This window comes from Pseudenhygromyxa sp. WMMC2535, assembly GCF_011083025.2.
Window position 1 is genome coordinate 6,782,937 of the sequence record NZ_JABJWV010000001.1, and the last position, 20,078, is coordinate 6,803,014.

14 protein-coding genes are annotated in these 20,078 nt (G+C 72.3%); 8 read left to right on the forward strand and 6 right to left on the reverse strand.

Annotated features, from left to right (window positions below; genetic code table 11):
- Nucleotides 1–43: 43 nt before the first annotated feature.
- A complete protein-coding gene (locus tag G6O69_RS26335) occupies nucleotides 44–982 on the reverse strand; it encodes an ABC transporter ATP-binding protein (RefSeq protein ID WP_172306260.1) in 939 nt (312 codons plus the stop codon).
- Nucleotides 983–1,181: 199 nt separating this feature from the next.
- Between G6O69_RS26335 and G6O69_RS26340 the strand changes: the two genes are divergently transcribed.
- The 3 genes from G6O69_RS26340 to G6O69_RS26350 all read left to right on the forward strand — a co-directional run bounded on the left by G6O69_RS26340 (nucleotide 1,182) and on the right by G6O69_RS26350 (nucleotide 7,029).
- Complete coding sequence (locus G6O69_RS26340; RefSeq protein ID WP_172306261.1) at nucleotides 1,182–2,624, forward strand: trypsin-like peptidase domain-containing protein; 1,443 nt, start codon at nucleotides 1,182–1,184, stop codon at nucleotides 2,622–2,624.
- A gap of 83 nt (nucleotides 2,625–2,707) precedes the next feature.
- Nucleotides 2,708–5,620 carry a nitrogenase component 1 gene (locus G6O69_RS26345; RefSeq protein ID WP_172306262.1) on the forward strand — a complete coding sequence of 971 codons (2,913 nt, stop codon included), beginning with the start codon at nucleotides 2,708–2,710 and terminating at the stop codon, nucleotides 5,618–5,620.
- The gene (locus G6O69_RS26350) at nucleotides 5,617–7,029 is read left to right on the forward strand and encodes a nitrogenase component 1 (RefSeq protein ID WP_172306263.1); all 1,413 of its coding nucleotides are present in this window, start codon (nucleotides 5,617–5,619) and stop codon (nucleotides 7,027–7,029) included. The genes G6O69_RS26345 and G6O69_RS26350 overlap by 4 nt, the downstream gene beginning before the upstream one ends.
- Nucleotides 7,030–7,036: 7 nt before the next feature.
- On the opposite strand, the gene G6O69_RS26355 is transcribed toward G6O69_RS26350, so the two are convergent.
- Nucleotides 7,037–8,332, reverse strand: a complete 1,296-nt coding sequence (locus G6O69_RS26355; protein WP_172306264.1) for a hypothetical protein — start codon at nucleotides 8,330–8,332, stop codon at nucleotides 7,037–7,039.
- 7 nt (nucleotides 8,333–8,339) lie between these two features.
- Here G6O69_RS26355 and G6O69_RS26360 point away from each other — a divergent pair, with 7 nt between their 5' ends.
- The 3 genes from G6O69_RS26360 to G6O69_RS26370 are packed head-to-tail and all read left to right on the forward strand — an operon-like array spanning nucleotide 8,340 to nucleotide 12,095.
- Nucleotides 8,340–9,566 (forward strand): FHA domain-containing serine/threonine-protein kinase, encoded by a 1,227-nt coding sequence (locus G6O69_RS26360; protein WP_172306265.1) that lies wholly within the window; start codon nucleotides 8,340–8,342, stop codon nucleotides 9,564–9,566.
- Between the two features lie 6 nt (nucleotides 9,567–9,572).
- On the forward strand, nucleotides 9,573–11,645 hold the full coding sequence (locus G6O69_RS26365; protein WP_172306266.1) for an ammonia-forming cytochrome c nitrite reductase subunit c552: 2,073 nt from the start codon (nucleotides 9,573–9,575) through the stop codon (nucleotides 11,643–11,645).
- Between the two features lie 33 nt (nucleotides 11,646–11,678).
- Nucleotides 11,679–12,095, forward strand: coding sequence for a hypothetical protein (locus tag G6O69_RS26370; protein WP_172306267.1), 417 nt, complete (start codon nucleotides 11,679–11,681; stop codon nucleotides 12,093–12,095).
- Between the two features lie 38 nt (nucleotides 12,096–12,133).
- Here the strand turns inward: G6O69_RS26370 and G6O69_RS26375 are convergent, their stop codons facing one another.
- The 3 genes from G6O69_RS26375 to G6O69_RS26385 all read right to left on the reverse strand — a co-directional run bounded on the left by G6O69_RS26375 (nucleotide 12,134) and on the right by G6O69_RS26385 (nucleotide 16,716).
- Nucleotides 12,134–14,158: a methyl-accepting chemotaxis protein gene (locus G6O69_RS26375; protein WP_172306268.1), complete on the reverse strand. Its 2,025-nt coding sequence runs from the start codon at nucleotides 14,156–14,158 to the stop codon at nucleotides 12,134–12,136.
- A 75-nt stretch (nucleotides 14,159–14,233) separates the two neighbouring features.
- Nucleotides 14,234–15,742, reverse strand: a complete 1,509-nt coding sequence (gene cls / locus G6O69_RS26380; protein ID WP_172306269.1) for a cardiolipin synthase — start codon at nucleotides 15,740–15,742, stop codon at nucleotides 14,234–14,236.
- Nucleotides 15,739–16,716: a cation diffusion facilitator family transporter gene (locus G6O69_RS26385; protein WP_172306270.1), complete on the reverse strand. Its 978-nt coding sequence runs from the start codon at nucleotides 16,714–16,716 to the stop codon at nucleotides 15,739–15,741. Before G6O69_RS26385 ends, cls begins: the two co-directional genes overlap by 4 nt.
- Before the next feature lie 70 nt (nucleotides 16,717–16,786).
- On the opposite strand from G6O69_RS26385, the gene G6O69_RS26390 reads away from it, so the two are divergent.
- Nucleotides 16,787–17,455 (forward strand): DUF3365 domain-containing protein, encoded by a 669-nt coding sequence (locus G6O69_RS26390; RefSeq protein WP_172306271.1) that lies wholly within the window; start codon nucleotides 16,787–16,789, stop codon nucleotides 17,453–17,455.
- Between the two features lie 19 nt (nucleotides 17,456–17,474).
- Here the strand turns inward: G6O69_RS26390 and G6O69_RS26395 are convergent, their stop codons facing one another.
- A complete protein-coding gene (locus G6O69_RS26395; RefSeq protein WP_172306272.1) occupies nucleotides 17,475–18,821 on the reverse strand; it encodes an MFS transporter in 1,347 nt (448 codons plus the stop codon).
- Between the two features lie 84 nt (nucleotides 18,822–18,905).
- On the opposite strand from G6O69_RS26395, the gene G6O69_RS26400 reads away from it, so the two are divergent.
- Nucleotides 18,906–20,078, forward strand: coding sequence for an NAD-dependent epimerase/dehydratase family protein (locus G6O69_RS26400; RefSeq protein ID WP_172306273.1), 1,173 nt, complete (start codon nucleotides 18,906–18,908; stop codon nucleotides 20,076–20,078).

The window sequence follows — 20,078 nt, forward strand, 5'->3', positions numbered from 1 at the left end:
CAGGGCGGGGGCTGCGGGGGCTCAGGGCGGGAGCTGCGGGGGCTCAGTTGACCTGGTCCTCGGAGATGCGATCGTACACGTCCTCGAGGCGCGAGCGCACGCGGCTACAGGTCACGGGGCGGACGCCGGCGGTGACGAGCTCGGCGAGGATCTCGGCCATGAGCGCCTCGCCGCCGCGGACCTGGAGTCGGATCTGTTGCAAGCTGGCGTCGCTGTGCTCGATCAGCGCGGGCTTGTGGGCCAAGAGCGCGAGGGCCTGGTCGAAGCCCGAGTGCAAACGCAGCTCGTAGACGTAGCGGCTGACCTCGTGGCTGTCGATGATGCCCTCGACGGGGCCGGCGACGACCAGCTTGCCGCGCTGGATGATCGCCACCTCGTCGCACAGGTCGTCGAGCTCGCGTAGGATGTGGGAGGAGATCACGACGGTCACGCCCGTGGCTCGGATCCGCTCGATGATCCGCCGCAGGTCGCTGCGCCCCCGGGGGTCGAGGCCGTCGGCGGGCTCGTCGAGGATCAGCAGCCCCGGCTTGTGGAGCAGGCAGCGGGCGATGAGCACGCGCTGGCGCATGCCCTTGGACAGGGCGCCGCACTCGGTGTCGCGCTTGCCGACCAGGTCGAAGGTCTCGATGGTCTCGTCGATGGCCTGCTCGAGCGCCGCGGCGGGCATGCGGTGGCACTGGCCGAACATGCGCAGGTACTCGGCCGGGCTCATCTGCTTGTAGAGCGGGTTGCCGTCGCCCAGGAAGCCGATGCGCCTGCGGGCGGCGAGCGGGTCTTGGCTGAAGTCCTCGCCGTCGAGGCGGACCGCGCCCTCGGTCGGGGACATGGTGGTCGCCATCATCCGCAGGGTCGTCGACTTGCCGGCGCCGTTTGGGCCGATCAGCCCATAGATGCTGCCGCTGGGGATGGTGAGGTCCAGGTTGCGGACGGCCCAGCTGTCGCCGTCATAGGTCTTGCCGACGTCTTTGAGTTCGACCTGCACGGGCCCGCTAACGTTGACATGTTTGATCGCCTTGCACCGCCCGAAGTGCGCATCAAAAATTGTGCCGAACCCAGGAAATGGTGGCGTTTTCGTGCAGGGCGACCCGCGTCGCCGAAGTGGTGGCAGCCGGACCCGCTTGGGCGTAAGCTGCATTGCGGTGGCTTCAGGGGCTCTTCGACTCGCCCGAACCTTGGTCGGGATGGCTGCGCTGGCGCTGACGGCGGGCGCCGCCTCGGGCTGCGGCACCGCGCGCGATCTCGGGGGAGTTCACGTCGTCGAGGGCGCCCGCGGGCGGGCCTTCGACCCCGCCAAGGTCGCCGAGCGTTCCGCCGGCGCGGTCGGCGTGGTGGTGACCAACGAGGGTCGTGGCCTGGGCTTCGTGGTCGATCCCCATGGCTACATGATCACCAACCGCCACGTGATCGAGGACGCCGACCACGTCGAGATGGTCAGCTTCCCCGGGCTGGACTCGGCCCCCGAGTACACCAGCGTCGACGTCGTCTACATCGACCCCGTCCGCGACCTCGCGCTGCTGCACATCCGCAGCGACGAGCCGCTCCCGCACATCGAGCTGGCCACGGGGCAGCGGGTGCCGGTGAGCGACTACGTGGCGGAGCGCGACGACGTGGTCCTGCTCGAGCGCCAGGTCGACCCGGCCGAGGCCGCCGAGCTCGACGAAGATCCCGGCTTGCTCGCCCACCTCGGCCGAGTCGAGCGCCTCGAGGTCTACAACCCCTCGATGGGGCCCGGCCCCTACCTGGGCGTCACGGCCCAGGTCGAGCGCGGCCAGAGCGGCGGCCCGGTCCTCGATCGCTGGGGGCGAGCGGTGGGGGTGGTCACCTGGACCTGGCGCGGCCAAAAGGGCGGCTTTGCCATCCCGATCTCCGAGGCCGCGCGCATGCTCGAGGAGCGCCCGCGCCTCGACAGCGACGTCAACCAGCGCGCCCGCGCGGAGGACCGCGTGCGCAGCTACCTCGCCGCCCTGGGCACCGGCTCCGACGAGGAGCTGCGCCGGCTGACCTCGCCCAGCCTCGCCCGCGAGGTCCGCGGGCGCACCGTCGAGGTCCTGCTCGAGCGCAGCACCGAGCACTCGATCCTCCAGGGCTTCTTGGCGGCGATCGACGAGCTCGTGCGCGACGCCGCCGGCGAGCGGGTCGATCCCTTCCCCAAGTTCGAGCGCATGGTTGCCCACACGGGCAGCCGGGAATTCATGCGAGAGCTCGGGGTCGAGGGGACCATGTCCGAGGACGCGGTCGAGACCTTCTTCTTCGCCGTCGGCAGCTCCTACCTCGCGGCGCGGTGGTTCGGCGAGCTCGAGCGCTACGACGCGCTGATGGTCGCCTACCAGCGCGTCCACAGCCTGGACGTGGCGCGCTCCATGGTCCTGGTCGACACCATCGAGTCGCTCGCGGGCGTCCGCGCCGAGGTCGAGGACGTCGAGCTGATCCCCGGCCTCTATGCGCCCCAGGCCGTCGCCGCCGTGGACATTGGTGGCGGCCGCAAGGTCGCCGTTCAGATGCGCCTGGAGTGGGGTGACTGGTATGTCAGCGAGGTCCAGCTGATGTCCAAGGGCCAGCGAGAGCGGCCGGGCGTGGGCTCGGGGCGGATGCGTTCGGTCGGGGTCCAGTCGAACCCTGGCTAGACTTCTGCATCGTGCACTGATGGCATTCGGTGAATGAAAACAATCACCGAATCGCCTTGACCTAGCTGTATAGTCTTCGCGTTTTGGAGCGCGTAGTCATCTTTGGTAAGGGGGGTATCGGAAAGTCGACGATCTCCTGCGGCATCTCTGCGAGCCTCGCGGCCGCCGGCAAGCGGGTCTTGCATGTGGGCTGCGACCCCAAGCACGACTCCACGGCCGCGCTGCTCCGCGGCAAGCTGGTCGACCCCGTGGTCGATCGCATCGAGCGGGTCCGGGGCGTGGCCGCCGAGGACATCGTGGTGCGCTCCCCCTTGGGGGTCGACTGCGTCGAGGCGGGTGGCCCGGCGGCGGGGGTCGGCTGCGGCGGTCGAGGCATCACGCGGATGCTCGAGATCTTCGGTGAGGCCGGCCTGCTCGACGAGGCGCGCTACGACATCGCGCTCTACGACGTGCTCGGCGACGTGGTCTGCGGCGGGTTCGCGGCGCCGCTGCGTCGGGGGATCGGCGAGAAGGTGGTGATCGTCACCTCCGAGGAGCTGATGGCCCTCTACGCGGCCAACAACATCGCCCGAGCCGTGGTCCACTACGCGCAAAACGGCATCGCCTTGGCCGGGCTGGTCGTCAACCTCAAGGATCCGCAGGCCGATCGCCAGGTCGTCGAGCGCTTCGCCGCGCGCTTGAACACCCAGGTGCTGGCGTGGATCCCCCGCGACCCGCTGATCCGCGAGGCCGAGTTCGCGCGCACGACCGTGGTCGAGGCCTTCCCCGGCGCCCCGATCTCCCGCGCGCTGCAGGGCCTCGCCGAGCAGCTCTTCGACGAGCGGGTCGACGATCGTCCCTTGCCCACGCCGATGAGCGAGCAGGAGTTTCACGTCGCCGCGCGGGCGCGCTTTCGCGGCGAGCGAGAGGCGGCCGCGGCGGCCGAGCTCGAGGCCGAGCAGCGTCAGGCCGACGCCGTGCTCGCGCCGGTGGCTCTGGTCTCGCCCGCGTCCTTGGCTCGCAACGGCAAGGGTGGGGGGCAGGAGCAGGGCAGGGACGGGCCGCAGCCATCGGCGCAGGCAAAGCGCGGCGGGCAGCACCCGGGCGAGGGCAGCGAGCGCGGGGCTCGTGGGCGCGGGGCGGGGCAGGGGCGCGGCCCCGCAGGCGCGGACCATGACGTGGGTCGAGACGCGGATCGAGGCGCTGGCCAAGGTCGAGACCCGCGGACCGAGGCGCTCTTCGCCGAGCTGCGCGGAGAGCTGCCGAGCAACCCCGAGTCGGTCTACGAGCAGCACGAGGTCCGCCTGTCTCGGCCCGGCCTGGCCGCGGGCGTCGAGGCCACGCGCCGCTTCGAGCAGGCCTTTGGCCTGGTCGGCAAGCTGCGCAGCCTCAAGCGCACGGACGACGGGACCGTCGAGTTCGTCGCGGAGGTCGACGAGCGCGGCAGCTTGGCCTGCGGGGTGCTCGGCCCGCCCGGGGTCCCGGCCTGGCGCGAGGGCAAGAGCTTCACCGCGAGCTACCGCGGCAAGGCCCTCGACCCGGTGATCGCCAGGGCGCTGGCGCGCTTCATGGCGCGCTACGACGGCGTGCCCTTCGAGCAGATCCTCGATCAGATCCGCCCCGAGGCCGGCGACGAGCACATGCTGGCCAACGACTACCAAGAGTCGCTCTTCTACGCCTTCGCGCCCGCTTCGGGCTGGCGGCGCTTCTTCGAGGGCACGGAGCTCTACCGCGGGACATGCAGCGCGCGCCAGGGCAAGGTCGCGATCGTCGATCACACGGATATCGAGTGCTTCTTCCACGCGCCGATCAGCGAGGACTGGCTGCCCTCGTTCTTCAATACGCCGGCCTGCGCGGACGAAGACAGGGTCGCGCACGTCGAGGGGCGGGCGCGGATGCTGTTCACCGACATCGGCGACGTCGACGTGATCAAGGGGGCCGACAGGCTCGTCGACGAGGCCCTCGAGCTGCTCGCCGAGCTGCCCGAGAGCGAGCGCCCGGACTCGGTCGTCGTCCAGGGCGGCTGCCTGCCCGAGGTCACGGGCGACGATCTCGAGGCCTCGGCCGCGCGCACCCGCGGCAAGCTGCGCCTGCCCGTGTTGGCCGTGGGCCAGCACAACGATCCGAGCGCAAAGGCCCTGGGCGAGGGCTTCGCGGGCCGGGAGATCTCGAGCAGCCGCCCCCTCGACGCGACCGGGGTCGTGCTCATGGGCATGCCGGCCTTCATCGGCCGCGACGAGCTGGTCGCGCTGCTCGAGGCCGCGGGGATCTCGGTGCTCGCCACGGTGCTCCCAGAGATGGACGAAGACAGCATCGACCAGCTGTGCCGCGCCGGGCTGCTGGTCGAGTATCCCTGGGAGCGCTACGAGGTCCCGATGGCGCGGATCGGCGAGCGCCTGGTCCCAGCTCGTCGCGTGCGCCCGCCTGCGCCCTTCGGCCTCGAGGGCAGCCGGCGGTGGTTGATGACGATCGCGCGGGCGCTCGGCCGGGGCGCGCAGATGGCCGAGGTGCTCGAGCCGGTCGAGGCCGGCCTGCGCGAGCGCTGGTCCGCGCTCCAGGCCCGGGCCAGGCGGATTCGCGTGGGCTTCGTGATCGAGCACGCCCACTGGCGCTCGGTGCTCAGCGCCCGCCGCAGCCTGGGGGTGCCGCTGCTCGAGATCCTCGGTGAGATGGGCTTTGGCGTCGACGTGCTGGCCTACGCCGGCACGCGCTCCAAGCCGCCGCCGGAGGAGCGCTACGACGAGCTGCGGATCCGCTGGTATCGGGACGTCGACGAGCTCGACGCCCTGCTCGGGGCGGGCGAGGTCGCGGCCTGGTACTCGGAGATGCACTACGACCGCCGGCTGACGCGCAAGGGCTGCAACACCTTCTCCATGCGCGCGCTGAACATGGGCCCCCGCGGCGCGCTGAACAGCCTCGAGGCCATGCTCGACGCCGTCGAGCTGCCTTTCTATCGCAGCTACGCGCGCTTTTTGGGCTCGGCCTTCCTCGAGGCCGGCGATCGGGGGGCGCGATGATCGACGGTGGACGCTCGCGCGGGGACGCCCGCGCGCTCACGGAGCTCGCCAACTTGCACGCGCTCGGCCTGGATCCGGCGCTCTTCGAGCCGCGCCGGGAGGACCGCTTCGATCTTCCCTACCGCTTCCCCTACCAGCTCGGGCTGTTCATGGCGGTCAACGCCATCCCCGGCTGCTTCGTCGTCATCGACGGCCCGGACTGCATCTATCGCAAGGCCGAGTGGATCCACGGTCGCCACGATCTGCGCTCGACCCTGCTCGACGCAGGCGGGCGGCACCGGGTCGTGTCGACGCTGATGCACTCGGGCGAGGTCATCAAGTCCGAGGGCGAGGCCGTGGTCAAGCGCCTGCGCCGTGTCGCGCAGCTGCCCGAGGCCGAGCTCGCCCTGGTCTGCAGCATGCCGCACGTGCAGATCATCGGCACGCAGTACGACGCGCTCATCGCCAGCGTCGAGGGCGAGCTCCCGCTGCCGATCTACGAGGTCCCGAGCCGCTCGCTCGAGTCCGACTGGCTCGGCGGCTACGCCGAGGTGCTCTCGACCCTGGCCCGCCGCCTGGCGCCGCCGCCCGAAGCCGAGGGCCTGGTCGAGGACGAGGTCGCGATCATCGGGCTGCTCATGGACCGCACGGAGGCCGACCACCTCGGCAACGTCGCCGAGCTCGAGCGTCTGGTCGCGGACGTGGGCCTGCGGCCGGTCTCGACCTGGCTCAGCGATCGGCCGCTGGCCCACCTGCGCCGGGCGCTGACCGCCCGCTATCTGCTCGCGCTCCCCCACGGCGTCGACGCGGCGCGGCTCCTGGCGCGGCGGAGCGGGGCCACGGTGATCGAGGTCGAGCAGCCCTTTGGCCTGCAGGCGACGGCGCGGATGTTGATGGCGCTGGGCGAGGCGAGCGGCCGCGAGCGGGCCGCCCGGGCGGTGATCGAGCGCGAGCTTCGGGCGATCGTGCCGCGCTTCGAGTGGCTGATCCCCAGCTTCCTGGCGCGGAAGCGGGTCGCCTTCTCGGGCGATCCGACCCTCTTCGACGGGCTGCTCGAGGGCCTCGGCGAGCTCGGCATGCGGCCGCTGCACCTCAGCGCCCCGGCCCTGCGCCCCGAGTACGGCGTTCGCCTCGACAGCGACTACCCACCGACGCCGCCGGTGCTCTTCGCGCCCGGGCAGAGCGTCGTCAGGCGACAGCTCGAGGGGATCTGCGCCTCGCTCGGCCTCGACCTGATCATTGGCGGTCACGAGCTGCCGGTGCCCAAGGACACCGACCCTTGGCAGGGTAGCGAGCGAGAGAAGATCGGGCGGCTGCACTTTGGCTTCCCCAATTTCTTTTGCCACGCCATCCACGACAGCCCCTTTTTGGGCTTCCAGGGCTGGGCCTGGTTCATCCAGGAGATCGCCAGGACGATCGGCACGCGCTGACGGCTCGTTACTCTGGCCCGGCGCGCAGGGAGCTGGGCTCGACGAGGGCGTGGACGCTGCGCCCGAGGTTGACGAGGGTCGCCACCGCCACGGCCAGGGCGAAGACGATCGCGGCCGGCCGGCGCGATCGCAGCGGCTCGAGGTAGGCCGCGAGGCCGGCGGCGAGCAGGCCGACCATCCCGGCGAGGCGCCGCGCACCAAAGGCGTCGCCGCCGTCGACGTCGCGGACACAGGCCATCAGCAGGATCATCGCCGCGAACACGAGGGCGCCGCGGCGGGCCCGGAGGTCGCCACGCCAGGCCGCCCAGGCGAGGCCGAGCAGGGCGAGCCCGGCGATCCCTGTCCAGCTGATCAGCCCGTGGACGCCAAAGAGCACGCGCAGGAGATCGAGGTGGAGCTCGCCGAGGTCGAAGAAGCCCAGGTCCCAGCGCACGGCCCCGCGGACGCTGCCGGGGTGGGCCCAGGCCAGCCAGATCTGAGGGGCGAGGCCCAGGCAGGCGAAGGCGCAGAGGATCCCCAGACGCCGGGCCGCCCGGCTGGGGCGCGCGCTCGTGGGTCGGCGCAGGGCCGCGAGCAGCTCGGCCACCGGCCACAGCAGCCACAGCAGGTTTTGTAGGCGCATGAGCACCGCACAGGTGAGCAGGGGGCCGACGCGGCTCGCAGTGAGCTCCGCGCCAGGGCCGTCGCGCTCGGCGAAGCAGGCCGCGCTCAGCCATGCACAGGCCAGCGCGTCTGGGGCGTGAGCGTAGCCGGCGCGACCGAGGGCGTAGTAGGGGACGACGAAGGCGAAGAGGGTGGCCGCGGCCACGAGTTCGGCGAGGGCTGGCCTGCTGGCGCCGCTGCGCTCGACGACGCGGACGCAGGCCAGCCAGCTTGGCCCGATGCTGGCGGCGGCGAGCAGGCAGGCGCAGGCGGGCTCCCAGCGTGGATCCAGCCCGAGGCCGTGGTGGAGCCACAGGCCGGGGACCATCAGCAGGCTCGGGCCGAGCTCCCGCGGCGGGAGGCGCCAGCCGTCGGCGGCCGGATCCCGACCGAGTCCCCAGCGGTCACCCATCACCCTGTACTGGTTACTCAGGTCGAGGTCGCCGTCGAAGGCCAGGCTTCGAGCGGCCGCAAAAAGGTAATGGGCATCGCCGGCGATCGGGTAGCGCCAGTCGATCAGCGCGACCACGGCGAGCAGGCAGGCGATCGCGGCCGCGCTGATGGCCACGCAGATCCCTGCGCGTCGCAGTCGGACCCCGCTCACGTGGGGGATGGTCGCGCGGCCGTCGCGGTCGCGCCAGGGCCGGACGCGCGATAGCATGCAAACGATGGTCGACTGCCCGCACAAGCGCATACGGCCCCTGGGCGAGGGGGCGGTCGGAGACGTGCATCTGTGCGTCGACGTGTTCGAGCGGCGACTGGTCGTGGTCAAGTGGCTGCGCGCCGAGGTCCACGAGGACAGCGAGGCGGCGATTCGTTTCACGCGCGAGGCCGACTTGATGCTCGGCATGCGGGCCAACGGCCTGATCCGCGTGGAGACCTGGAACGTCGACGACTACGGGCGCACGTGGATGGCGATGGAGTTCGTCGACGGCCTCCTGCCCTCGTCGGTGATCCGTCCCGGTGACGGCTGGGCCGTGCACCGCTTGATGGAGGGGGTCGGCAACTGCCTCGACGAGCTCCACGGCGAGGGCGTGCTCCACCGCGACCTCAAGCCCGACAACGTGCTGCTGCGCAACCGCCCCGACGGGTGGGAGCCGGTGATCATCGATCTCGGCATCGCCAAGTGGCTCTCGGAGGAGGCGGCCACGACCACCGGCTCGGTGTTCGGCACGCCCCACTACATGAGCCCCGAGCAGTTCCGCGACACCAAGCACGTCGGCCCGGCCACCGATCGCTACGCCCTCGCTGTCGTCGCCTACGAGCTGCTGTGCGGGCGCCCGCCCTTCAACGGGCGCAGCTTGCCGGACCTCCTGCACCTGCACATGAACGCCCCGGTCCCGCCGCTGCGCATCCCCACGGTGGTCGAGGCCGGCGAGGACGAGGCCACGCTCCACGGCAGCCAGCGCGAGTTCGCGTCGGCGCTGCACGTCGACGCGTTCATGCAAAAGGCCATGGCCAAGGATCCGCGCGCGCGCTTCTCGAGCTCCCGCGAGCAGTCCGAGGCCTTCCGCCAGGCGGCGATGGCCGATCGCCTGTGGTCGCCGCCGCCCAAGCCCGAGCCCTTGTTCCCGCTGCTCCCGCTGCCGGCGGTCGAGCTCACGGCGACCCGCGAAGACAAGACCGAGCGCTTCGTGGTCTCGCGCGGGCCGATCGTCTTGGGGCGCCACGAGGCCAGCCAATTCCAGGTGTCCTCGCGCCGCCTCAGCCGCCTGCACGCGTGCATCTACTCCCACCGCGGGCAGCTGTGGCTGGCGGATCTGCACAGCCAAAACGGGACGGTCTTTCAGGGCCGCAGCCTGACGCCGGGCGTCCCGGTGCCGCTGCCCCTAGACGGGACCGCGGCCTCGATCCGCCTCTACGACCAAGAGGTCTTGGTCCGCTGCGTCGAGTGAGGCGCGATGCGGGCGGCGATCGGGGCGAGCGCGCTGCTCTTTGGTCCGGCGCTGGCCTGGACGGTGGCGGCTGGCGCAGGTCTGGTGTGGACGGCTACCGACGAGCGCGCCTGGGCGCCGGTCGAGCGCCACGGTGACCCGGTCGCGGGCTCGGACGGGTGCCTGGCCTGCCACCCGGATCAGCACCGCAGCTGGCAGCGTAGCTGGCACCGGACGATGACGCAGCGGCCCGATCCCGCGGCCGCGGGGCCGCTGGCGATCGCCACGCGAGCGGATGCCCCGGGGGCGCAGCCCGTCGTGCTCGCGCCCTTCGCCGGCGAGCAGCTCGACTACCTGGGCTTTCGCGCGACCATGGATCGCAGCCCCGAGGGGGTCATGCGGATCCGGGTCGTGCGCCTCGAGGGCGAGGACGGGAGTGGGGGCGAGGACGGGAGTGGGGGCGAGGACGGGAGTGGGGGCGAGGACGGGAGTGGGGGCGAGGACGGGAGTGGGGGCGAGGACGGGGGCGGGGGCGAGGACGGGGGCGGGGAAGGGCGAGGGACGCGGGAGGGCGAGGCGGTGCTCACGGCCGAGGTCGCGTTGACCGTGGGCAGCCACCGCTACCAGCAGTATGTGGCCTACCTCGATCGCGGCGGCGGGCCCGGGGAGCTGTGGCGCCTGCCGGTGGCCTGGCACCGCGAGGAGGGCCGGTGGATCCACATGAACGGGGCCTTCGTCGAACCCGAGGGCGAGCAGGGATCGCTGGCCGACTACGAGCGCCACCTGAGCCGCTGGAACGACAACTGCCTGTTTTGCCACAACACCGAGCCCTCGCCGGGACGTGTGGACGCGGCCGCCTTCGCCAGCGAGGTCGGCGAGCTCGGCATCGGCTGCGAGGCCTGCCACGGCCCGGCCACGGCCCACGTCGCCCGCCACCAGAACGTTTTCCGCCGGCTGCTCGCGCGCGGTGAGGACGGCTCGATCACCGATCCCGGCGACCTCGCCCCGGCGCGGGAGAGCGCGATCTGTGGCCGCTGTCACGGGCAGCGCGTGGGCCGGGATATCGCGGGGATCCTCGCCCACGGCGACGGCTTCGTCCCCGGCGACGCCCTCGCCGAGGTCTCGCGTCCGATCTTCGCCGAGACCACGATCCCCGGGGTCGCGGGCCTCGACGGGGCCGCGGACGCCCAGCCCTTCGCGCCTCGCTTTTGGCCCGACGGCACGCCGCGGCTGTCGGCCTACGAGTACCAGGGCCTGCTGCTCTCCCCTTGCTGGGACGAAGGCCGCGAGGGCGGCCTGGGCTGCAACCACTGCCACGACATGCACGGCGACGAGCCCGACGGGCAGCCGCGGGCGGGGAGGACCGGGGAGGGGGCCTGCGTCGACTGTCACGGCGTCGGCGAGCTCGGCGGGGCCGAGCGCGAGGGCGGCCACGGCGGGCACAGGCTCGCCGCGCCCGCGGTCGACTGCGTCGACTGCCACATGCCGGCGATCACCTACGGCCTGCTCGAGGGCATGGCCAGCCACCGGATCACGAGCCCGGACCCCGGGGCGCTGCTCGGCCGCCACGATCAGCCCGACGCCTGTACGCAGTGCCACGTGGACAGCAGCCGGGCGTGGGCCGCCGAGGCCATGGCCGCGCTGGGCCTGCGCGGGAGCGAGGGCTCGCGTCGACCCGAGCCGGAGGGGGAGCTCGGGCTCTCTTCGCAGGTGCTCTTGGATCTCCTGGGCGGCGACCCGATCCAGCGCAACCTCGCAGCCCACGCCCTGGCGGCCGAGGGCGCGTCGGGCTCCCTGGACGCGCGCATGCTGTGGCTGGCCGAGGCCCTCGAGGACGAGTACCCCTCGGTGCGCTGGTTCGCCTGGCGCGGCCTCGGCCGCCTCGCCGGCTCGCTCGAGTCGCCTCGCTCGCGGGCGGCCCTGGCGGAGGCCCTGGCCGACTTCGACTACCTCGGGCCCATCGATGTCAGGGTCGAAGCCATCGCCCGGGTGCGCGCGGCCCTGCCGACGACCCGAGAGCTGCAGCTCGAGGCCCTCGAGCCGCGGCGCGAGGCCCTCGTCGACCAGCGCGTCGGCCTCGAGATCTGGATCGGCGAGTGAGCTCGTGCGCGCGGGGTCGGGTATAACGCGGCCATGGACGCCGAGCGCCACCTGCGGGCCGCCTTCGTGGTCGTCGCGCTCTTCCTGGCCAGCGGCCTGTGGCTCGAGGCGATGATCGGCCTGCGCGCGACGGGCTGGATCGACGATTCCCTGCGCCGCGAGTTCCTCCGCCTCGGCCACGCGCACGGGGGCATCCTCGGCCTGCTCAACCTCGCCCTGGCCTGGGGCCTGGAGCGCCTGGCGACGCCGGACACCTGGGCGCGACGGATCCGCCTGGCGGCGCTGCTCGGCGCCCTGCTCGTCGGCCTGGGCTTCATCGCCGGGGGGCTCTTGCACGGGCCCACGGACCCCGGCCCGCCGATCCTCGTGGTCCCGGCCGGGGCGATGTTGATGCTCTGCGCGCTCGTGGCCACGGCCCTGGTGCGCCGAGGCGACCTCGAGGCGCCCTGACGCCCTGACGCCGGCCGTGGGCTCCCAAAGTTCGATCTTCAGCGCTGCTCGAGCTTGGCCGCGTCGCGGGAGTTGTCCGCGTTGGGGTGCTCGCGCAGCTCGAAGGTCGCCATCAAGCGCTCGAGCTCGGCCGCGTGCTCGCGCAGGCCGGCCGCGGCCGTGCGCGTCTGTGACATGGCCATGGTCGCCTTGACGACCTGATCGGCCACGGACTGGACGCGGTGCGAGGCCTGCTCGGTGTTGGCGCTCTGCTCCTCGATCGCCGCGGTGATCTCGCGAGAGGCCGCGGCGGTCAGGTTGGCGAGCTCGCGGCTGCCCTCGGTAGCGATCACTGTCGCGACGCCGGAGCGCTCGATGTCGTCGACCCGGGCGCGCACGTCCTCGACGGTGCCGGTGACCCGCTCGGCCAGGCGGCGCATCTCGGCGGCGACGAGGGCGAAGCCGCGGCCAGCCTCGCCGGCGCGGATGGCCTCGAGCGAGCCATTGAGCGCGAGCAGATCGCTGCGCTCGGCGATCTCGTCGATCAGCCGCAGGAGCTCGCCGACGTTGGTCGCGTGGGCGCGCAGCTGGGCGATGACCTCGGCCGTGGCGTTTGTCGTGTTCACGGCGCGGTCGGCGTTGTTTTGCACGCCCTGGGCCGCGCTCGAGATTTGCTGGGCCGAGCTCGCCAAAGACAGCACGTCGCTGGCGAGGCCCTGGATGTTGGCCGACTGGGTCTGGGCCGCGGCCTCCTGCTCCTGGGTCAGGGCGTCGATCTCGGCGGCCGCCGCGGCGACCTCGAGCGAGGTCTCGCGCATGCGAGCGACGATCTCGTTGAGCCGCGCGACCATGCCGCGGAAGGCGTCGTGGAGCACCCCGGGGCGCTCGAGGGTGACGCGGAGATCGCCGGCGGACACGGCGGAGGCGGCCGTGGTCAGCTGCTCGAGGGTGTCGAGCATGGCGTTGAAGCTGGACGCGAGGCGGCCGAGCTCGTCGTCGTGGATCGGGACGAAGCGCTCGAGGGCGTTGAGCTCACCGTGCTCCACGAAGCGCTCGGCGGCCTCGGCGAGGCGGCTGAGGGGCGCGGAGATCGAGCGCGCGAACAGGTGCAGGCCGACGGAGAAGAGCGGCAAGGCGATGGTCAGCAAGAGCAGCGCGAAGCCGAGGAAGAGCCGCAGCTGCTCGTCCGGGCGGCCGCTGGCGATCACCCAGCGGCCGTCGCCGACGGGGGTCGCCGCGATGATCTGCCGGCGCTCGATGTCCATGTAGGTCCGCGTCCCGTTCGCGCGCACGGGGACCCCGTCGCCGGTGAGGGTGGGGGGCAGGACCTCGGTCGTGGTGATCTCGAGATCGCCGGCGAAGGCCTCGTCGCTGCGCGCGCTCGTGTGCGCGCCGATGGCGAGGTAGGTCGCCTCGCGCTCGGCCTGGCCGCGCAGGAACACGGCCGTCAGCTCGCGCTGGGTCTGGGCGTTCCACAGCGTCGCGCCGCCGCCGATCGCGAGCATGCCGCCGATCATCATCCAGGTCGCCGCCGCGACCAGGGGGGCGGTGCCCTTGCGCTTGGGACGATCGAAGCTCACCCCGCGCGCGTAGAGCTTGGCGCTGATGAAGCGCTGGCTGGGGATCAGCGCGTGCGAGAGGACCAAGGTGACGAGGGTGTGCAGCCCCGCGGTCGCGACGATGAAGAACAGCGCGGTCGCCAGCTCTGCGTCGCCGTAGCGCGGCCCGTGGCCGAGCTTGGCGAGCAGGACCCACAGCAGATCGACGGCGATCCAGCTCGCGCTGAAGGTCAGCGCGGCCATGGCGAAGACGCGCTGCAAGGCCGCGTCGGCGGCGAGCAGCTCGGCGTCGCTGCGGCCCTCGGGCCGACGCTGGATGTCGATGACCGGGCCGAGCTTCACGCGCAGGCCCGAGAACCACGCGAGGACGCGCAGCGTCGCGAGCAGCACCCCTGGGAGCGGGTCGACGAGGCCGACGACCCACCAGACCACGACGATGGCCGCGCTGAGGCCGAGATCGAAGGGCAGCAGGACACGTAGGGCGCGCGAGAATGCATCTCGGCGTGTGCTCGGCTCGCGCGCCATGGCGGAGATTGTCGCTCCCGAAGCCCGCTGGTGTCGACCTTCGGCGAGAATTGCGGGGTCCCTCGGTGTGACCGCTCAGAGCAGCGGGGAGACGATGCGCGCGGTGCCCTCGACAAAGCGCGCGAACAGCCCGATCTCGGCCCGATCTTCGGGGCGGACGAGCTCTCCGGCGCGCAGGTCCTCCTCGAACACGGCGGCGAGGTCGGTGGTCACCCGCGGGTCGAAGAAGAAGGCCGTGACCTCGTAGTTGAGGTAGAGGCTGCGCACGTCCATGTTGGCCGAGCCGATCACGGCGATGGTCTCGTCGATGACCATGTACTTGGCGTGGAGCATGCCGGGGGCGTACTCGTAGATCTTGCAGCCAGCGGCGAGCAGGTCGTCGTAGTAGCTGCGCGCGGCCATGCCGACGAAGCGGCTGTCGTTCTCGTGCGGGCTGGGCACGAGCACGCGCACATCGACCCCGCGCATCGCGGCGGTCTGGAGCAGGGTGTCGAGGGGGGCGTCGGGGATGAAGTAGGGCGTGACGATCCAGATCCGCTGGGTCGCCGAGCCGATCGCGGCGAGGAAGCTGGCGGCGATCACCGAGGCGCTGTGGTCCCCGCGGGTGGGGTGCTGATCGGGGCCGCTGGAGATGATCTGCACGAGCGGCCCGCTGGACTCGGGTGGGGTGCTCGGGCGCTCGCGCATCGAGGTCGCCGCGTCCCCGCCGGGCAGGCCCTGGCGCAGCTCGACGAGCTCGCCGGTGGTCGCCAGCCAGTCCTCGATGAACACCGCCTCGAGGCCGAGGACCGCGTCGCCGGTCATGCGCACGAGCAGGTCGTTCCAGACCTTGCCGCTGCGCGTCGTGCCCCTGTACTCGTCGCCGACGTTGAGGCCCCCGGTGAAGCCCACGCGCCCGTCGATGCACAGCAGCTTGCGGTGGTTGCGAAAGTCGATGCGCCCGTGCGGCCGAGCGACGCGCAGGCGCAGAGCGCCGAAGCGGGCGACCGCGCCGCCGGCCTGCTCGAGCGGCGCGAAGTGAGCCAGGGGCGTGGCCAGGGAGCCGATGTCGTCGTAGAGCAGGCGGACCTCGACCCCCGCGGCGGCGCGCTCGCGCAGCAGCGCGATCATCCGCCGGCCGGTCTCGTCGCCGCGCCAGATGTAGAACTGGATGTGGATGCGGTGCTCGGCCGCGGCGATGGCCGCCTCCATGGCGAGGAAGGCCTGCTGCGGGTAGGGGAGGATCTCGACGCTGTCGGCGTGGCGGACCGGCTCGTTGGCGCGGTGCATGGCGATCTTCAGCAGCCCGCGGACCACCGGGGTCGCCCACGCGGGGCTGCGCTCGAGGTTGGCGATGGCCGCGGTCGCCTCCGTCGGCTTGAGCGGGCGGCGACGACGGCTCCTGCGGCTGCGCCTGGCCTTGCGTCGGCCGATCAGCAGGTAGGCCACGAGCCCGACCACGGGCATCAAGACCAGCACCAAGATCCACGCGATCGTGGCCGTGGGCCGGCGGCGCTCGAGCACGATGGTCACGACCGCGAAGATCACGTAGGCCACGACCCCGAGCTCGACGCCGAGGCGCAGGGCGAGCGGCCAGTCGCTCACGGCTGGGCCTCCGGCTGCTCGTCGGCGCGCGGGCGGGCGGGGTTGACGTGCACGGCGACCTCGTGGACCTCGGGGCAGGCGGAGCGCACCGAGTCCTCGACCGCGTGGGCGATCTGGTGGCCGACGTCGACGCGCAGCTCCCCGCGGACGGCGATCTCCATGTCGACGCGCAGGTGTGTGCCCAGGGGGTGAACGCGGAGGTCGTCGAGGGCCTCGACCCCCTCGACGGCGCGGGCGAGCGCGGCGATGCGTGCGGTCAGGGCCGAGTCAGGGGCGCGGTCCATGAGCACGTCGAGGCCGTCTCGGACGCTGCGCAGCCCGTCGCGGAGGATCAGCAGGCCGACGACCACGGCCGCGGCGGGCTCGAGCCAGCGCAGGCCGAAGATCGCCCCGATGATCGCGAGCATGAGCAGCCCCGAGCTCAGCACGTCGGCGCGGTGGTCCCTGGCGACGGCGACGAGGATCGGGCTGTCGAGCTCGCGCCCGCGCCGGGCGGTGATCCGCGCGAGGCCGAGCTTGATCATCATGCCGACGAGTTCGACGGCGACCGCCAGCACGCTCAGGAGGTCGCGGCCGACCTGGCTCTCGCCGCGCAGGCTCGCCCAGATCAGCCCCACGCCCGCCACGAGCACGACCAGGCCGATGATCAGGGCCGTCAGCGCCTCGCCGTTTCCGTGGCCGTAGTGGTGGTCTGCGTCGCGGGGGCGGGCGGACCAGCGCCAGCCGGTCCACGCGCCGGTCGTCATCAACACGTCGCTGAGCGAGTGGATGCCGTCGGCGAGCAGGGCGGGGGAGCCCGCGAGCGTGCCCACGACCAGCTTGAGCGCGGCCAGGCCAACGTTCCCCGCGACGCCCAGGGCGTGGGTCCTGGCGATGGCCTGCTGCTGCTCCTTGGTCATGACGCGGTGGGCGAGGATTGTAGTTTGACCGGCCGCCGTGACGCAGATGTTTCGGGGCGCGGGGGTGGTCGCCATACCCAGATGGGGTCAGGATCGGCTCACCATGCCCCCTGGCCGCAAATCGAGTGTTGGAACAGTTGCATTGATGTTGATACTTGGCGCGGGGCTGGGCTGCGGCGGAGCCAAGCCCGAGGCCGCCGCGGGCAACGAGGCCCCCGAGGCGGCGCAGCGCGAGGCGGGACAAACGCCGACGAAGGCGGACGCCCAGGGCGAGCAGGCGGACGCGCCGGGCGACGCCGAGCTCGACGGCGCCCTCGCCAAGAGCCGCGAGCTGTCCGGGGCCCTCGGCAAGCAGCTCAAGGCCAAGCTCATGGCCGCGCTCTCGGCCGACGGCCCGGCCACGGCCATCGAGGTCTGCCAGCTCGAGGCGCCGAAGATCGCCACGGAGCTATCTGCAGACGGCTGGCAGGTCGGGCGCACGGCGGCGCGGGTCCGCAACCCGGACAATGCCGCCAACGAGTGGCAAGCGCGCGGCCTCGCTGCCCTCGAGCCTGGCTTCGCCGCGGTCGCGGGCGACCCCGAGGCCATGGCCAAGGTCGAGTGGCACGAGGTCGTGGACGGCGAGGGCGGGCGGGAGCTCCACTACATGCGGGCGATCCCCATGGGCGCGCCCTGCCTGGGCTGCCACGGCGCGCGGGACTCGTTGCTGCCCGAGGTCCGCGAGCAGCTCGACGCGCGCTACCCCGAGGACGAGGCGACGGGCTTCGCGGCGGGCGACCTGCGCGGGGCCTTCGTGGTCAGCGTGCAGCTCTGATCTCGAGCTCGAGGGATCGTCAGGGATCATCGGGGATCAGGGCAGAGTCTCGCTGGGCGCTGGAGTGGCGTCCCAGGCCCCAGGCGACGATCGCCCACAGCCCCGCGAGCGGGACACCGATCGTCGCGATGGCCCCCAGGCCCAAGCCCAAGCCCTCGAGCCCGGCGAAGGCCCAGCCCGTGAGCGCGTCGCCGCCTCGGTAGACCACGGTGTCGATGAAGCTCTTGGCCTTGTATCGCGAGGGGCGATCGATGGCCGTATAGAGCACCTCGCGGGCGGGCCGGGTCAGGGCGTAGTTGCCCGCGCGGCGCAGCAGCTGCACGGCGATCAGCGCGGCGAGGACCGGGGCGAGGGCGAGGGCGGCGAAGCCCAGGGCGCACAGCAAGGGGATCGCGGCGAGCACCCAGGCCAGGCCCAGGCGGCGGATCAGCCGACCGGTGAGCATGGCCTGGGTGATCAAGGTCAGGGCGTTGACCCCGAGATCCATGGCCGCAAACACGGCCGCGCGGCTGTCGTGGTCGTGGAATTCCAGGGCGATGATCCGCGCCTGGATGAAGTAGAGCAGGGTCGAGCAGCTGGTCAGCAGCAAGATGAAGGCGCAGATGCCCAGGAGCGTGGGAGAGCGCAGCAGCTCGGGGATCGCGGCGAAGGGGCTGCCGCCCAAGGGGCGCTCGGGATCGTGTTCGTGTTCGTGGTCGAGGTCGTGTTCGTGGTCGTTGCGGGAGGGCGCCTCGCCCTCGGCTCGGGAGACGCCTCGCATGCACCACAGCGCGAGCTCGAGCAGGGCGACGCCGACCATGGCCAGCCAGGCCGTGCCCACGCCGAGGCTCAGGCCCAGGCCCAAGCTGGGCCCCGCGATCGCGCCCACGGTCCCGCCCACGGAGATCAGGCCAAAGAGTCGGCCGGCGTCGGTGCGCGAGAACAGGTCGGTCATCACCGACCAGAACAAGGAGATCACGAACAGGTTGAAGACCGAGCTCCACACGAAGAACACCCGGGCCGTCCACAGCTGGAGCGCTGGGCCGTCACCAAACACGCCCTGCATCACGGCCCAAAACACCAGCAGCTGGAGGGCGAAGCTGTGGTGGACCGCGCGAACCAGGCGAGCGCGACCGAGCTTGGCCACGGCCAGGCCGTAGAGGGGCACGATGGCGAGCATGGCCACGAAGGTGGCGGTGAATAGCCAGTGCAGCGAGTCGACCCCGCCGGCCACACCCATGGCGTCGCGCAGCGGCCGGAGGGTGTAGTTGCAGGTCAGCAGGCAGCAAAACCACAGCGCCGCGAGGGCGACGCGGCGACCTTCACCGGGGCGCAGCTCGGCGAGGCGGCGGAGCGGGCCGCGGTCGCGGTCGGAGGGCTCGGGCATCGACGCACTCGGACCCAAAGTCGCGCCGGGGTGCTTCGCGTGTTCGCTTCGAAACTCTCCTCGGCGGCGGTGGGTCTTCGAGCCATGCGTTTGTCACGACGTGCGGTGGTCTCGGGTCTGGGCGTGGCGCTGGCGAGCGCGACGCTGGGCTGCCGGAGGGACGAAGAGGCCTCGAGCACGCCCGAATCCGCGCCCACGCCATCGCAGCCCGGTGAGTCGGGGGAGGGGATGCACGTGCTGATCCTCGGCGGGACCGGCTTTTTGGGCCCGCACTTCGTCCGTGAGGCCCTCGCGCGTGGGCACCGGGTAACGCTCTTCAACCGCGGAAAGACCAACCCCCACCTCTTCCCCGAGCTCGAGAAGCTGCGCGGGGATCGGCGCGCCGGAGACCTTCAGGCCCTCGAGGGGCGGCGCTTCGACGCCGTCGTCGACACCTCGGGTTACCTGCCTCAAAACGTCGCGGCCACGGCCGGGCTGCTCGCGGACAGCGGGCAGTACCTGTTCGTGTCGAGCGTCTCCGTCTACCGGGATCAGGGCCAGGCGGGGCTGACAGTCGGGGATCCGGTCGCGCCCCACCCGGAGCCGGGCAACGACGACGTCGCGCAGTTCTACGGCCCGCTCAAGGCCCTGTGTGAGCAGGCCGCCGAGGACCAGATGCCCGGGCGGACCACGGTGATCCGCCCGGGGCTGATCGTCGGCCCGGGCGACCCGACGGACCGCTTCACCTACTGGCCGGTGCGCCTGGCTCGGGGCGGCGAGGTCATGGCCCCCGGGCGACCCGAGGATCCCGTCCAGCTGATCGACGCCCGCGATCTCGCGGCCTTCATGGTCCACTGCCTCGAGGCCCGCGACTTTTCGACCTACAACGCCGTCGGCCCGGCCGAGCGCCTGGGCGTGGGCGAGATGCTGCGCGTGGGCGCCGAGGCCCTGGGCAGCTCGGCGAGCTTCGTGTGGGTGCCGGCGCCCTTCCTGGCCGAGCAGGAGGTCGCGCCCTGGGTCGAGATGACGGTCTGGGTGCCGCCCGAGGACCCCGAATTCGGCGGGCTGGGCAGCGTCGACGGCTCGGCGGCCGTGGCCGCGGGCCTGCGCCACCGCCCGCTGGCCGAGACCTTCGTCGACACCTTGGCGGACTGGCGAGCCTTGCCCGAGGCGCGCCGCGAGGCGCCGCGGGCCGGGCTGCCGGCCGCGCGCGAGGCCGAGGTGCTCGCGGCCTGGCGCGCGCGACAGGCCGAAGCCGAGGACGCGAGCGCGGCCTGA

Excerpts from the sequence above, each read along its gene's own strand:
- G6O69_RS26340 (WP_172306261.1), top strand. The coding sequence starts at position 1,182 with ATGGCTGCGCTGGCGCTGACGGCGGGCGCCGCCTCGGGCTGCGGCACC.
- G6O69_RS26350 (WP_172306263.1), top strand. The coding sequence starts at position 5,617 with ATGATCGACGGTGGACGCTCGCGCGGGGACGCCCGCGCGCTCACGGAG.
- G6O69_RS26355 (WP_172306264.1), bottom strand. The coding sequence starts at position 8,332 with ATGCTATCGCGCGTCCGGCCCTGGCGCGACCGCGACGGCCGCGCGACC.
- G6O69_RS26360 (WP_172306265.1), top strand. The coding sequence starts at position 8,340 with ATGGTCGACTGCCCGCACAAGCGCATACGGCCCCTGGGCGAGGGGGCG.
- G6O69_RS26365 (WP_172306266.1), top strand. The coding sequence starts at position 9,573 with ATGCGGGCGGCGATCGGGGCGAGCGCGCTGCTCTTTGGTCCGGCGCTG.
- G6O69_RS26370 (WP_172306267.1), top strand. The coding sequence starts at position 11,679 with ATGGACGCCGAGCGCCACCTGCGGGCCGCCTTCGTGGTCGTCGCGCTC.
- G6O69_RS26375 (WP_172306268.1), bottom strand. The coding sequence starts at position 14,158 with ATGGCGCGCGAGCCGAGCACACGCCGAGATGCATTCTCGCGCGCCCTA.
- G6O69_RS26385 (WP_172306270.1), bottom strand. The coding sequence starts at position 16,716 with ATGGCGACCACCCCCGCGCCCCGAAACATCTGCGTCACGGCGGCCGGT.
- G6O69_RS26390 (WP_172306271.1), top strand. The coding sequence starts at position 16,787 with ATGTTGATACTTGGCGCGGGGCTGGGCTGCGGCGGAGCCAAGCCCGAG.
- G6O69_RS26395 (WP_172306272.1), bottom strand. The coding sequence starts at position 18,821 with ATGCCCGAGCCCTCCGACCGCGACCGCGGCCCGCTCCGCCGCCTCGCC.
- G6O69_RS26400 (WP_172306273.1), top strand. The coding sequence starts at position 18,906 with ATGCGTTTGTCACGACGTGCGGTGGTCTCGGGTCTGGGCGTGGCGCTG.